Annotated in this window: 14 protein-coding genes; 12 read left to right on the top strand and 2 right to left on the bottom strand. The window is 47.8% G+C overall.

Going from position 1 to position 12,232, the window contains the following annotated elements:
* The 6 genes from B2899_RS05505 to spo0A form a co-directional block, all read left to right on the top strand.
* Positions 1-751: TlyA family RNA methyltransferase (locus B2899_RS05505; RefSeq protein ID WP_286884422.1), on the top strand; the 751-nt coding region annotated here is incomplete at its 5' end.
* Positions 752-879: 128 nt separating this feature from the next.
* Positions 880-1,737 (top strand): NAD(+)/NADH kinase, encoded by an 858-nt coding sequence (locus B2899_RS05510; RefSeq protein ID WP_286884423.1) that lies wholly within the window; start codon positions 880-882, stop codon positions 1,735-1,737.
* Between the two features lie 36 nt (positions 1,738-1,773).
* The gene (gene ahrC, locus B2899_RS05515) at positions 1,774-2,223 is read left to right on the top strand and encodes a transcriptional regulator AhrC/ArgR (RefSeq protein WP_286884424.1); all 450 of its coding nucleotides are present in this window, start codon (positions 1,774-1,776) and stop codon (positions 2,221-2,223) included.
* A 20-nt stretch (positions 2,224-2,243) separates the two neighbouring features.
* Positions 2,244-3,965: a DNA repair protein RecN gene (recN, locus tag B2899_RS05520; protein ID WP_146808106.1), complete on the top strand. Its 1,722-nt coding sequence runs from the start codon at positions 2,244-2,246 to the stop codon at positions 3,963-3,965.
* Between the two features lie 119 nt (positions 3,966-4,084).
* Positions 4,085-5,410, top strand: coding sequence for a SpoIVB peptidase (gene spoIVB, locus B2899_RS05525; RefSeq protein WP_146808105.1), 1,326 nt, complete (start codon positions 4,085-4,087; stop codon positions 5,408-5,410).
* Between the two features lie 244 nt (positions 5,411-5,654).
* Complete coding sequence (gene spo0A, locus B2899_RS05530) at positions 5,655-6,434, top strand: sporulation transcription factor Spo0A (RefSeq protein WP_286884425.1); 780 nt, start codon at positions 5,655-5,657, stop codon at positions 6,432-6,434.
* Positions 6,435-6,778: 344 nt separating this feature from the next.
* On the opposite strand, the gene B2899_RS05535 is transcribed toward spo0A, so the two are convergent.
* On the bottom strand, positions 6,779-6,973 hold the full coding sequence (locus tag B2899_RS05535) for an aspartyl-phosphate phosphatase Spo0E family protein (RefSeq protein WP_286884426.1): 195 nt from the start codon (positions 6,971-6,973) through the stop codon (positions 6,779-6,781).
* Between the two features lie 255 nt (positions 6,974-7,228).
* On the opposite strand from B2899_RS05535, the gene fabI reads away from it, so the two are divergent.
* Positions 7,229-7,999, top strand: a complete 771-nt coding sequence (gene fabI / locus B2899_RS05540) for an enoyl-ACP reductase FabI (protein ID WP_286884427.1) — start codon at positions 7,229-7,231, stop codon at positions 7,997-7,999.
* 129 nt (positions 8,000-8,128) lie between these two features.
* Complete coding sequence (locus tag B2899_RS05545; RefSeq protein WP_286884428.1) at positions 8,129-8,965, top strand: PHP domain-containing protein; 837 nt, start codon at positions 8,129-8,131, stop codon at positions 8,963-8,965.
* Positions 8,966-9,081: 116 nt separating this feature from the next.
* Here B2899_RS05545 and B2899_RS05550 read toward each other — a convergent pair whose 3' ends face one another.
* Complete coding sequence (locus B2899_RS05550; protein WP_286884429.1) at positions 9,082-9,528, bottom strand: GNAT family N-acetyltransferase; 447 nt, start codon at positions 9,526-9,528, stop codon at positions 9,082-9,084.
* A 109-nt stretch (positions 9,529-9,637) separates the two neighbouring features.
* Between B2899_RS05550 and B2899_RS05555 the strand changes: the two genes are divergently transcribed.
* The 4 genes from B2899_RS05555 to B2899_RS05570 all read left to right on the top strand — a co-directional run bounded on the left by B2899_RS05555 (position 9,638) and on the right by B2899_RS05570 (position 12,137).
* The gene (locus tag B2899_RS05555) at positions 9,638-9,814 is read left to right on the top strand and encodes a hypothetical protein (protein ID WP_286884430.1); all 177 of its coding nucleotides are present in this window, start codon (positions 9,638-9,640) and stop codon (positions 9,812-9,814) included.
* Positions 9,815-9,988: 174 nt separating this feature from the next.
* Complete coding sequence (locus B2899_RS05560; protein WP_146808099.1) at positions 9,989-10,543, top strand: phosphatidylglycerophosphatase A family protein; 555 nt, start codon at positions 9,989-9,991, stop codon at positions 10,541-10,543.
* Positions 10,544-11,017: 474 nt separating this feature from the next.
* Positions 11,018-11,641 (top strand): stalk domain-containing protein, encoded by a 624-nt coding sequence (locus B2899_RS05565; protein WP_286884431.1) that lies wholly within the window; start codon positions 11,018-11,020, stop codon positions 11,639-11,641.
* A 115-nt stretch (positions 11,642-11,756) separates the two neighbouring features.
* A complete protein-coding gene (locus B2899_RS05570) occupies positions 11,757-12,137 on the top strand; it encodes a DUF4912 domain-containing protein (protein WP_146808097.1) in 381 nt (126 codons plus the stop codon).
* The last annotated feature ends 95 nt before the right edge of the window (positions 12,138-12,232 follow it).

Genomic DNA, 12,232 nt, shown 5'->3' on the forward strand with positions numbered 1-12,232 from the left:
AAGGCCTGCCATTATGGCAGGCCTTGTCTTTGTCGGACAGGAACGCTGCGACAAGGCGGGAATGAAAGTAGAGACGAATAAGCCGATTACGGTAAAAGGACAGGTCCATCCGTATGTGAGTCGCGGCGGCTTAAAGCTTGAAAAAGCGATTCAAACGTTCGGGATTGATTTAACGGATGCGGTCGTCATGGATATCGGAGCCTCTACCGGCGGCTTTACGGATTGTGCCCTGCAGCACGGCGCCCGCCTCGTGTATGCAATCGATGTCGGCTATGGCCAACTGGATTGGTCGCTTAGACAGAATGACAGGGTTGTCGTTATGGAGAGGACCAATTTTCGTTACCTGAAAGCGGAAGAGTGGGAAGGCGATCCGATTCAGTTTGCCACGATCGACGTGTCCTTCATTTCGCTGCGATTGATACTGCCTGTGCTCAAAGAGTTCATGGAGCCGGGAGGAGGCGTGCTGGCGCTGGTGAAACCGCAGTTTGAAGCAGGCCGCGAACAGGTAGGCAAGCACGGCGTGGTACGCGACGCTGAAGTGCATAAAGAGGTGCTGCGCACGATGCTGCGTTTCAGTGAAGAACTGGGCTTTCGGGTGCAGGGACTGTCGTTTTCACCGATTACGGGAGGAGAAGGAAATATTGAGTTTTTGCTTCACCTGGAGTGGAATGGAGTGCCGAATGCGCAAGAGGTACAGGATTATGAGGCGGACATTGACCGAATTGTTCAGGAAGCGCACGCCACGTTTTAAAGAAATGTGCAGAAGCAGGGATCTGACAGAGACTTCCTGCTTTTTTGTATTTTTATGCATGAAACCAGGAAAGCATGTATAATAAGAGAGACAGGCAAGCATCACCCTAGCTAATCGAGGTGTTAGTTGTGACGGCGATAGGCATTGTAGCGAATAAACAAAAAACAAATGCATGGCCCGTGGCTGAAGAGTTGGTTCGTCTACTCGAAGCGAAGCGCGCAGATGTATACATAGACCATGTAGTAGCGTCGCATATTGATCGAGAAGATTTGGCCCTGCCCATTGATAAGTTTCATGAAGTCGTGGACATTATTTTCGTGTTGGGAGGGGATGGGACGCTGATTGGCCTTGCGCGGGAAATCGCTCCGTATTCGATTCCGATTCTCGGCATCAATTTAGGGAATCTCGGTTTTCTTTCCGAATCGGAACCGGCTGATTTGCCGCATGCAGTGGACCGTATCTTAAGCGGGGATTATTGCGTAGAAGATCGGATGATGCTTCATACGGAAGTGATTCGTAACGGGCAGCGCGTTCATGAAGCGGTAGCGCTGAACGACATCGGAATCGCCAAGGGAAGTTTCGGCCGGATGATTAAGTGCAGCGTTTATGTGGATGATTTATTTGCGGGTACATATAACGGTGACGGCCTTATTATTTCTACGCCTACCGGTTCAACCGCATATTCCTTGTCGGCGGGAGGCCCGATTGTCGTTCCGTATATTAATGCTATCCTGCTGACACCCGTAGCGCCCCATTCTTTGACGGCGCGTCCGCTCGTGTTGCCCGATGACGAAGAAATTCATGTCAAAGTATACGCTACGCACAATGATTTGGGTTTGACAATTGATGGCCAGCTGGGTTACCCATTGGAGATTGACGACGAAATTGTTATCCGGCGTTCACCTTATATTACATCGCTCATCAAGTGGAAGGAACGCAGCTTTTTCGAAGTGGTGCGTAAAAAGCTACAGGGAGAGAGTGAATAGATGGAAGAAAATGAAAGCGTTTCTGGAGGAAAGAACATGAATAAAGGACAGCGACATATCAAAATTCGGGAGATCATTGCCCGCAATGACGTAGAAACTCAGGACGAACTGGTGGATTTGCTGCGTGAAGCGGGCTTTAACGTAACGCAGGCAACCGTTTCACGGGACATTAAAGAGCTGCACCTTGTTAAAGTTCCGACTAATGACGGACGGTATAAGTATTCCTTGCCTGCCGATCAGCGCTTCAATCCCCAGCATAAGCTGAAGCGGACGCTGATTGACAGCTTCGTAAGCATTGATCGTGCGGATAATTTGCTGGTGATGAAGACAATGCCTGGGAATGCGCATGCGATCGGAGCATTGATTGACAATCTGGAATGGCCTGAGATTTTAGGAACCATTTGTGGTGACGATACGATCCTGATCATTTGCCGCAGTCAAGACTACGCCACCGAGATGTCGCAGCGGTTTATCGACATGTTATAAGCAGATACGGGGGACTTACTATGTTGCTCGAGTTAACGATTCGCAATTTTGCCGTGATTAAAGAGGTCTCCGTTTCGTTTGGACGGGGCCTTACCATTTTAACGGGAGAAACCGGTGCAGGAAAATCGATTCTTATCGATGCAATCAGCCTGCTGCTTGGCGGGCGCGGATCTGCGGATTATGTACGGTACGGATGCAAAAAGGCGGAAATCGAAGGGCTGTTCGAATTCGAAGCGGGAGCACCTGCACTGTCCATGCTCGAAGAGATGGGTATCGAAGTAGAGGAAAACACCGTTATCATCCGCCGGGAACTGGCGAGCACGGGCAAAACCGTCTGCCGGATTAACGGGCAGATGGTAACGCTGGGGATGCTGAGAGAAGTGGCACCGTGGTTGATTAACATTCACGGACAGCATGAGCACCAATCGCTTATGCAGGGAGACAGGCATATGGAATGGTTGGACTCGTTCGGCGATGAAAAGGTGGCGCCTGCTTTCCGTGAATTTTCTAAGCTGTATGCGAAGTACAGACAAATTGCTTCGGAGTTGGAATATATATCGACCAATGAGCGGGAAATGGTGCAGCGTATGGATATGCTTAAGTTTCAGCTGCAGGAAATTGTCGAGGCCGACTTAAAACCATTGGAAGACGAAGAGTTAATAAAGGAACGAAAACGGCTGTCAGGCGGTGAGAAACTGGTACACAGTCTGGAAGATGCCTATCGTTCGTTGGTCGGTGATCAGCGAGGCATTGATTGGGTTAGTAACGCGGTGAGTCATCTGGAGACTGTACTTGAATATGACGAAGAACTGAAAGAAACACACCAGATGGTGGAAAGCGCGTTTTACCAATTGGAAGAAGCGGCCCGCCTGGTACGTGCCTATCGCGATACGATCGAGTTCGATCCGGAACGACTTATGCAGATTGAAAGCCGCCTGGATGAAATTAACCGCCTGAAGCGTAAGTATGGGCTTTCCGTTGATGAAATTCTTGAATACGCGGCATCCATTGAGGATGAACTTGACAGCATGGAGAACAGGGAGTCGCGTATCGCAGAACTTCAGAAGAGGCTGCGGGAGGTGGCGCTTGATCTGGCGGTGGATGCCGCGGAACTGTCGCAAATCCGCAAGCAAATCGCCGTTGCATTGGCCGCAGCCATCGAACAGGAACTGAAAGAGCTGAACATGGGACGCGCCCGATTTGAAATCGCGGTCCATCAACAGGAAGATGAGCGAGGCTTAGAAGTGAACGGAACGAAGCTGCGTGTAACGGCCAAGGGGATTGATACGGTCGAATTCCTTATTGCGCCCAATCCGGGTGAGCCGTTACGTCCGGTCAGTAAGATTGCGTCCGGCGGAGAGTTGTCGCGGATTATGCTGGCGATGAAGACCATTCTGGCTGATGCGGAAAATATTGATACGATGATTTTCGATGAAGTGGATACAGGTGTTAGCGGCCGGGCCGCTCAGGCGATCGCAGAGAAGCTGGTGCGCGTCTCCCGTAGGCGCCAGGTATTATCGATTACGCACCTGCCGCAAGTCGCAAGCATGGCCGATACACACCTAAGAATCGAAAAGCACATGAACGATAACGAGACGGAGACGAAGGTCACCGCGCTCTCATACGAGGAAAGGGTTGTTGAGCTGGCCCGTATGCTTGGCGGGGCCCAGGTGACAGAGACCACGAAAAACAACGCCAGGGAGATGCTCGCCCAGGCAGAAGAGCTGAAGGCCAGGAAGTAAGGATAAACAGGAAGAGATTGTTTCGGTTTAAGGGTTATAAATGTAAGCCACTCCGGCAACATTATTATTACAGATACATGGAGGTGTAGGTAGGGAACGTGTAGGAGCGTGATGACCCGTTGAACACCCGAAACAAAAAGAAAACGATCATTGGCTGTATTGTAATTGTACTCGCTCTTCTCACTTTCTCTTCGCCCCCTTTTCAACAATTTGCTTCTTTTCCAGAAAAAATCCGCATGTTCCAGGGCTCGCTCGCTCAACTTTCCCTTACCATGCCTGTGACGGGAACCATCGCGTCCACGGACCCTGACATTGTGCATGTCAGCGCGGACAAGGCATCCAGACAGGTGGATTTGCGCAAGCCGCTTACCATCCAGCCCGGTAAGCCCGGCGGAGCGAAGCTAACGCTGAAACTTGGAAACATTCCGGTTAAGACGGTAGATGTAGAAGTACTGCCGGAGCTGAAAGTCATACCCGGTGGACAATCCATCGGTGTCCAACTGCATACGGTGGGGGTGCTTGTCGTCGGACATCATCTTGTTGAAAGCCAGGGCAAGAAATACTCGCCCGGCGAAACCGCCGACATTAAAGTAGGAGACATGATTACCGGTATTGATGGCGTCGACATCCGCAGTATGGATGAAGTGGGAAAGATAGTGGACCAGGCGGGAAAGCAAGGAAAAGCAGTAAAGCTTACGATTCTGCGCGATAAGCAAAAACATATCGTCGATCTTAAACCTGCTCTTGACGATAAAGACAAAAAATACCGGATGGGACTTTATATTCGGGATTCAGCCGCAGGCGTCGGTACGCTGACGTTTTATGATCCGAAAAGCGAGAGATATGGAGCGCTTGGTCATGTTATTTCCGATATAGATACCGGCAAGCCGATTGCGGTCGGCGAAGGCCATGTCGTGCAGTCGAGTGTTACATCAATTGAGCCGGGAAAAAGCGGTGCACCAGGTGAGAAATACGCCACGCTCCGCAATGAACGCGTTAAACTGGGCACGATTGAAAAGAACACGCCGTTTGGAATCTTTGGAAAGATGAACAAACTGCCGGAGCAGGCGGTGGAAACAAAGCCGATTCCCATCGCTTTAGGTGAGCAGGTCAAACCCGGTCCGGCTGAGATTTATACGGTAGTAGACGATCAAAAAGTGGAGAAGTTCAAGATTGAAATTGTCAATGTGGTTCCGCAGAAATATCCGGCGACTAAAGGGCTGATTCTTAAGGTCACCGACCCGGTATTGCTGAAAAAAACCGGGGGAATCGTTCAGGGAATGAGCGGGAGTCCGATTGTTCAGGACGGCAAGCTGGTAGGTGCGGTAACCCACGTATTCGTTAACGACCCGACCAGCGGATACGGCACGTATATTGAGTGGATGCTGCAGGATGCGGGCATTGACATTCATAAGCAAACAGACAAAAAACGCAGGGCAAGCTAACCCCCTGCGTTTTTTTGTCATTTTATCGGTCTGTTTCGTCGAAATGGCGAGAGATTGGTCGAAAAGTAATCGCGCATATTTTGCAGGAGATGATACGGTAACGTCGAATTACAAAACGTGGACGTATCCATACCTGATAATTACAATTAACAGGTAATTTCACCTATATATGGAGTAAGAGGATTTACTTTCGTATAACACGAAAATATAATATAAGCAGTAGCGCAAAAGGGGCGAGGCCATTTTGAAAAATATTCGAGTTATTCTTGCGGATGATAATCGGGAATTTACGGAATTGCTTGAGGAGTATCTAAACGATCAGAATGACATTGAAGTGGTGGGTGTTGCATTTAACGGAAATGACGTGTTGAACCTGTTGAGCCATACGCTGCCGGATGTATTGATTCTTGACATTGTAATGCCGCATTTGGATGGGTTGGCAGTACTCGATCAGATTCGCGGTATGAAACTGCCGGTTATGCCTAAGATTATTATGCTAACAGCGTTCGGACAGGAAGAGATCACGAAGAAGGCTGTAGAGCTTGGTGCATCCTATTACATTTTGAAACCATTTGACATGGAAGTTCTGGCGAACCGTCTGCGTCAGGTCGCGGGGTTAGCTCCAACCGTTCATCATAACCTGCGTCCGCCTTCCCTGCCCCCGAAAGGCAAGAATCTGGATCAAAACATTACGAACATTATTCATGAGATTGGTGTGCCTGCACACATTAAAGGGTATCTGTATCTGCGCGAGGCCATTACGATGGTATATAACGATATGGAGCTCCTTGGCTCCATTACAAAGATTCTCTATCCGGAAATCGCCAAGAAGTTCAATACGACGGCCAGTCGGGTCGAGCGGGCGATTCGGCATGCGATTGAAGTGGCTTGGAGTCGGGGAAATATGGACTCTATCGGCAAGCTATTCGGTTATACGGTCAGCAACAGCAAAGCCAAGCCGACCAATTCGGAATTCATCGCCATGGTGGCGGACAGGCTGCGGATTGAGCATCATGTAAGTTAATTCTGATACAAACGTGTATGAACGTCTCTTATTCCTTGGCTGTACCTGAAGTCTGGCGAATAAGGGGCGTTTGTTTTTATGTTCTTCGATACGCAGAAAAAAACGGGGAGAGAGTGTTTCCTGAATGGTGTAGTTGCAAGCGGCAGGAAACACGCTCTTCCCCGCATTGAAATCGCTTGGAGAACATGATATTTTTATATTGTTGTTTTAAAGAATTGGAAAGCATAGAGGGGTGAATAGCAATGCGTATGCGAAAAGCGTATATGGTCATTTCCATTATCATCGCCATTTCCCTCGTATTATCCATGGTATTGCCGTTCCTGCAGTAGGATGGGGCCTTCCCTTCAATGGGAACGGAAAACCCGTTGATGCAGGTTCAGCTTGGCGTCAAGCTGCTGGCTAATCTCCACCACATCGGGGTGGGAGAAGTTTTTCTTTTCTCTGGCGAGTTTATACATATTTTCACGCAGCAGGGTAATTTCCTTCTGCAGTGCTTCTAATTGGCTGGTCAGCTTTGAGTCGTTGTGCTCTATACACATGGGTACTATTCTCTGCCCCTCCTTCGCCATGGTAACATTTTAAGAAGATTGAATCACTACTATCTGCTTACCATATATAGGGCTGAATAAAACAAAATATATAACATATTTCTTATTAATTTTTAGTGTATTGTTTTTTGCAATGAATTATGCCGTGATACATAAATTTTTCCTCGTTATAAAGCATGGTGAAGTCTTCATTATATATTTGCAGGCTCAATATAAATCATTGTAACAGTAGGAGGAAATAAGCCGATGGATATACTGAAAGGTAAAAATATTCTGATTATGGGTGTGGCTAATAAGCGAAGCATTGCCTGGGGAATTGCGCAATCGCTCCGTGAAGCTGGTGCCAATCTGATATTCACCTATCAAGGAGAACGGTTGAAATCCGGCGTGGAGGAACTGGCTTCTTCACTTGGCCAAGAACGCACGATTCTTGTCCCGTGCGATGTAACCAACGATGAAGATATCAAGCAAGCGTTTACTGTAATTAAGCAGGAAGTAGGCGTACTCCATGGTGTGGCACACTGCATCGCGTATGCAAAATCGGAAGACTTAGAAGATGAGTTTGTTTCCACATCACGTGATGGCTTTGCGCTTGCGCACGATATTAGTGCATATTCGCTGGTTGCAGTCACCAATGTAGCCCGCAAATTAATGATAGAAGGCGGCAGCATTGTAACACTAACATATCTCGGAGGAGAACGCGTGATTCCGAATTATAATGTCATGGGCGTGGCAAAAGCCGCTCTGGAAATGAGCGTGCGTTATCTTGCATCCGATCTTGGACAGAATAACATTCGAGTCAACGCAATCTCTGCCGGTCCAATTCGTACGCTTGCAGCCAAAGGCATCCGAAATTTCAATGATTTAACAAAAGGCGTACCTGAGAAAGCGCCGCTTCGCCGGATGGTCGACCAACGGGAAGTAGGGGATGCGGCGCTCTTCTTGTTCAGTCATCTGTCGCGCGGCATTACCGGTGAAGTGATTCACGTGGATGCCGGATATAATATAATGGGGTAGTAAGCCTCATAATACGTAGCAGGCGTACTGTAGAGATTGAACAAAGGTTGTAGAACGAGGTAAGAAGACGGGATGCTCCGGCATACCGTCTTTTCACGTTCGATTCCAATACAAACAGGGGTGACAGTAATGCAAAAAGCAGATCTTCATTCACATACAATAGCGTCGGACGGCACGTTTACCGTCCGGCAGTTAATCGAGCGGGCCAAAGCAAAAGGACTGGCCGCACTTGGAATTACAGACCACGATACGGTAGCGGCGCTGGCAGAAGCGCTTGAAGAAGGAAAGCGCCAGCATATCGAAATCGTGCCGGGCGTGGAGATTAGTTCGGTGCACGAAGGCAAAGATGTACATGTGCTCGGATATTATATTGACATTCAGAATCAGGTGTTTCTTGAGCGGTTGGAAGAGTTGCGTGAAGTACGCGGCCGACGGAACAAAATGATAATTGCCAGATTGAACGAGCTCGGTATTGACATTACCTTAGAAGAAGTGGAAGAAAGAAAAAAAGAAAAAGCCGGCAATATCGGCCGACCGCATATGGCGGAATTGCTCATGGAAAAAGGCGTCGTCTCCTCCATGAAAGAGGCATTCGATAAATATCTGGGATCTACGGGAGCAGCCTACGTAAATCCGCCGCGCATTTCACCCCAGGAAGCAATTGATATCATTCAGGCGGCAGGCGGTGTGGCTGTGCTGGCCCATCCTGGATTATACAAAAATCCTAAATTGGTGAAAAGCTTAATTGAACACGGCTTGCAGGGCATCGAAGTGTATCATCCTGACAATGACGAAGATGACATGCGGCTGTACGGTGCACTAGCAGATGAGCATAACCTGGTAAAAACAGCGGGTTCAGATTTCCACGGCACGCGGAATGATGAAATTTTTCACGCCGACCTGGGCGCCCGCACGATCACAATGGACACGGTGTGCCGCCTTCGCGAACTGAGTAAGAAAGCGTAATCCTTCTTGAACTATAAGAGAGAGACGGAAAAGGGAAGGAGTGAGCATAATGATGAAGCCTTTTCTTTTCAACCCAGCGAAAACAAGCGAATCATTAGCTCCTCCCTTTTCCTCTCTTATATTGTTTTTATCATGGCTATGTGCTCGATGTTGGCGTCCATGAATGTGTCGCCGTGCGGTTTGTAGCCGAGCCGTTCGTAAAAAGGCTGGGCCTGTAGTTGTGCATTCAGCTTTAGTGTGCCATAGCCGTTTTTTTTCGCTTCGGCTTCCAGCTTCTCCATCAGCAGACGTCCCAGGCCGTGGCCTCGGCACGAAGACAGTACGGCTACTCGTTCGATTTTTCCTATACCGGGTTTGTATTCACGCAGCCGACCGGCGCCTACCGCTTCTCCCTGTTCATTAGTGGCAAGTATGTGGATCGTAGAGGCATCTAAAGAGTCATGCTCGTCCACTTCCAGCTCTTCCGGCACGTTTTGTTCCTCAATAAAGACGCGGCGCCGGACGTTAAGCGCCCCCTCTTTCTCCGCTTCATTATGTACTCGTTTTACTTTATAGATAGGCATGTGTTTCAACTCCTGTTTCCATGGTTGATTTTTGTAGGATGTCCCCCGGTATATTTCTCATGGTACGGGTAAAACTTATAGCTAATCAAAGCATAAGGAGGGACTTAATGTGGCTATTTTTTATATTGTTATTCTATCTTTGCTTTCTCTTCTCCTGCTCTTTGGGGCAAGCTATCTGGTGGCATTGATTTTAAACCGATTCAGCTCGGGTACGGAATGGAGTCCGAATCAGGAGTTGGCTCCAGCCGGAAAAGAGCCGGAATATGACCCCGAAGATCGGCCGTAGGGCCGATTTTTTTTTAACAATAAATGTTCACAAATCATATACATAATTATAGTTCATTTCTTCGGTGCTGTTGCACCGGATGATAATTTTACCATTATTGGAGATGAGTTGTGATATGATGAACTATATCTGATTCTTTTGTAGTGTTATCGGTTGGGGAAGGAGATAGCAAAGATGAAAAGACAAGTACACAGCAGAGAAGTAAAAAATGCAGCACTGCAGCGTCTTGCCGATAGGGGAGTCACCATCGAAGATATTGCGGATGTGGTATATTTGATGCAGGCGCCTTATAATGTAGGGCTAAAAATGTCCTCTTGCATTGAAAGCGTTCACGCCGTATTAGAAAAAAGGGAGATTCAACATGCGATTCTTGTCGGCACGGAGCTCGACATTCTTGCTGAGAAAGGAATGCTGACAGAGCCGTTGCAATCGATTATTGAGAGCGATGAAGGGTTATTCGGATGCGATGAAACGCTTGCACTTGGTTCCGTATTTGGTTATGGAAGCATTGCGGTAACGACATTTGGCCATCTGGATAAGCAGAAAATCGGTATTATTAAGCGTTTAGATACAAAGCGCGGCAACGGAATTCACACATTTCTCGACGATTTGGTGGCCAGTATTGCGGCGTCCGCATCCAGCCGGATGGCGCATCGTCTGCGCGATGAGGAAGAAGCGGAGCGCGATCGGCAAATGAGCGCCCAACAGAACAGTGAACAGGCAGGATAAGCCCCTGCTTTCTATTTAAAGAGATACTATGTGAAACTACACGTAACAAGTTCCGGAACATTCCGGAGCTTGTTTTTTTGTGCCGAAGAAATTTTTCGGGCGCCGCTTATATTGACCGACCAAGCCCACGGTGCATATAAGGGAAAAGTAGATCGGTTATCCAGCTAAACGCAAATTTGAATCCCGGCAATTTTCCAAATCGCAGAAAGCCATCAGTGAAGGGAAAAACAGAATTGATTGGAACGACTATTCTGTATATTTCGTGATTGGTGGGTCCGTCCTTCTGCTGTTCATTCTTCTGCTGGTTTTATTAGTAATGAGAAGGGGAAGCGAGAAAGCGGACAAATGAAGACATCGCAGAACCTCAGCGTAAAAGTAAGGAGGAGATATAAAAAACAATGATGGAGGAAAAACAAATTGTCCTGCAGCGCGTATAAGTAATAGTAGGTGAAGAATCGGAAAAGAGGTAGACGAATGAAGCGGAAAGTACTAATCCTGCTTACATCCCTGTTACTTTCCGGGGTAGCCATGGCATCCGGCGATGTCTACCGCGGAAAATACCCCGTAGCATCTGTCGAATTCAACGGCAATCCGCTGCAGGATATCAAGCCTCCTCCTCTTGTCATCGATGGTGCCACTGTTGTCCCGTTGCGTGCGATGGCAGAACGTCTGGGAGCATTTGTTGTCCGGGATGAAGAGACTGGAAAAACGAAGGTTACGAAGCCTAATATCAATATGATTGTCGCGGCTGCGGTTGAAGAGACGAACAAGAATAATTATCAGATCGTTTCTCCTTTTATGGTTGTGGATAAAGGCAGCAAAGTTTCGTTTGATGTTTTTGTTGATGTGGATAATGCTCCGAAAGCCGACTCCCTCGTGTTTAAAATTGTGATCCGCAACCCTTTTGGTACCGAAGAGTATGTAAGCTATCCTCAAAGTTATTCCACCGCTCGAAATGGCACAGCTTTTCTATACACGCATAATGTGAAGGGAATGCAGTTTAAAGAGGCGGGCGATTACAAAGTCCAGATGATTATGAAACAGGGAAGTGGCGGGGACTATCAAGTTGTGGGAGAGAACGCCATTCATTCCCGGTAGCACCTTTGCCATCCTCTATTCATATTCCTGCAAAAAGATGATATAATGGGGATATACTACAGGGTGTCGGTAGAAACCGCATACATTTTATTAAAGAAAGGAACGAGAGCAGCGGATGAAAGCAAAGCCTAAGAGGCGTACCTCGAAGACTGACGTAGAGGGACCGAATATACGTGTCGCATGGAATGATACACAGTCGCTCACAGCGTCCTGGGAGATTGATAATCATCACAAGGAGGCTATCGAGCAGCGGTTTGCAATTCCGGTTTCAGAATTGCCGTTTGTAATCCGGTTGTATGATGTAACAGACCGGATGATTAAGAATGATGGCCTTGATACGTATGTCGACTTTGACATCAATTTTCAGGCAGCAAATTGGCTTTTGTATGGAATTGAAAGTACCCGACAGTATTGTGTAGAATTAGGGGTGCGCATGATAGACGGTCGGTATTATTCGCTGAAACGATCCGATCGGATCCTTCCCTATGCGGGATAGGGGGAAGAAGGGCAGAGAAATCTGCTCTTTTTTTGTGAAAATCATGAGGAAAGAAGGAGAAAAAGAGGAAAGGAGATCCAGAGAAGAAAAAGGCG

This window comes from Aneurinibacillus sp. UBA3580, from assembly GCF_002375825.1.
Classification (GTDB): domain Bacteria; phylum Bacillota; class Bacilli; order Aneurinibacillales; family Aneurinibacillaceae; genus Aneurinibacillus; species Aneurinibacillus danicus.

Excerpts from the sequence above, each read along its gene's own strand:
- ahrC (WP_286884424.1), top strand. The coding sequence starts at position 1,774 with ATGAATAAAGGACAGCGACATATCAAAATTCGGGAGATCATTGCCCGC.
- recN (WP_146808106.1), top strand. The coding sequence starts at position 2,244 with ATGTTGCTCGAGTTAACGATTCGCAATTTTGCCGTGATTAAAGAGGTC.
- B2899_RS05535 (WP_286884426.1), bottom strand. The coding sequence starts at position 6,973 with ATGTGTATAGAGCACAACGACTCAAAGCTGACCAGCCAATTAGAAGCA.
- fabI (WP_286884427.1), top strand. The coding sequence starts at position 7,229 with ATGGATATACTGAAAGGTAAAAATATTCTGATTATGGGTGTGGCTAAT.
- B2899_RS05545 (WP_286884428.1), top strand. The coding sequence starts at position 8,129 with ATGCAAAAAGCAGATCTTCATTCACATACAATAGCGTCGGACGGCACG.
- B2899_RS05550 (WP_286884429.1), bottom strand. The coding sequence starts at position 9,528 with ATGCCTATCTATAAAGTAAAACGAGTACATAATGAAGCGGAGAAAGAG.
- B2899_RS05560 (WP_146808099.1), top strand. The coding sequence starts at position 9,989 with ATGAAAAGACAAGTACACAGCAGAGAAGTAAAAAATGCAGCACTGCAG.
- B2899_RS05565 (WP_286884431.1), top strand. The coding sequence starts at position 11,018 with ATGAAGCGGAAAGTACTAATCCTGCTTACATCCCTGTTACTTTCCGGG.
- B2899_RS05570 (WP_146808097.1), top strand. The coding sequence starts at position 11,757 with ATGAAAGCAAAGCCTAAGAGGCGTACCTCGAAGACTGACGTAGAGGGA.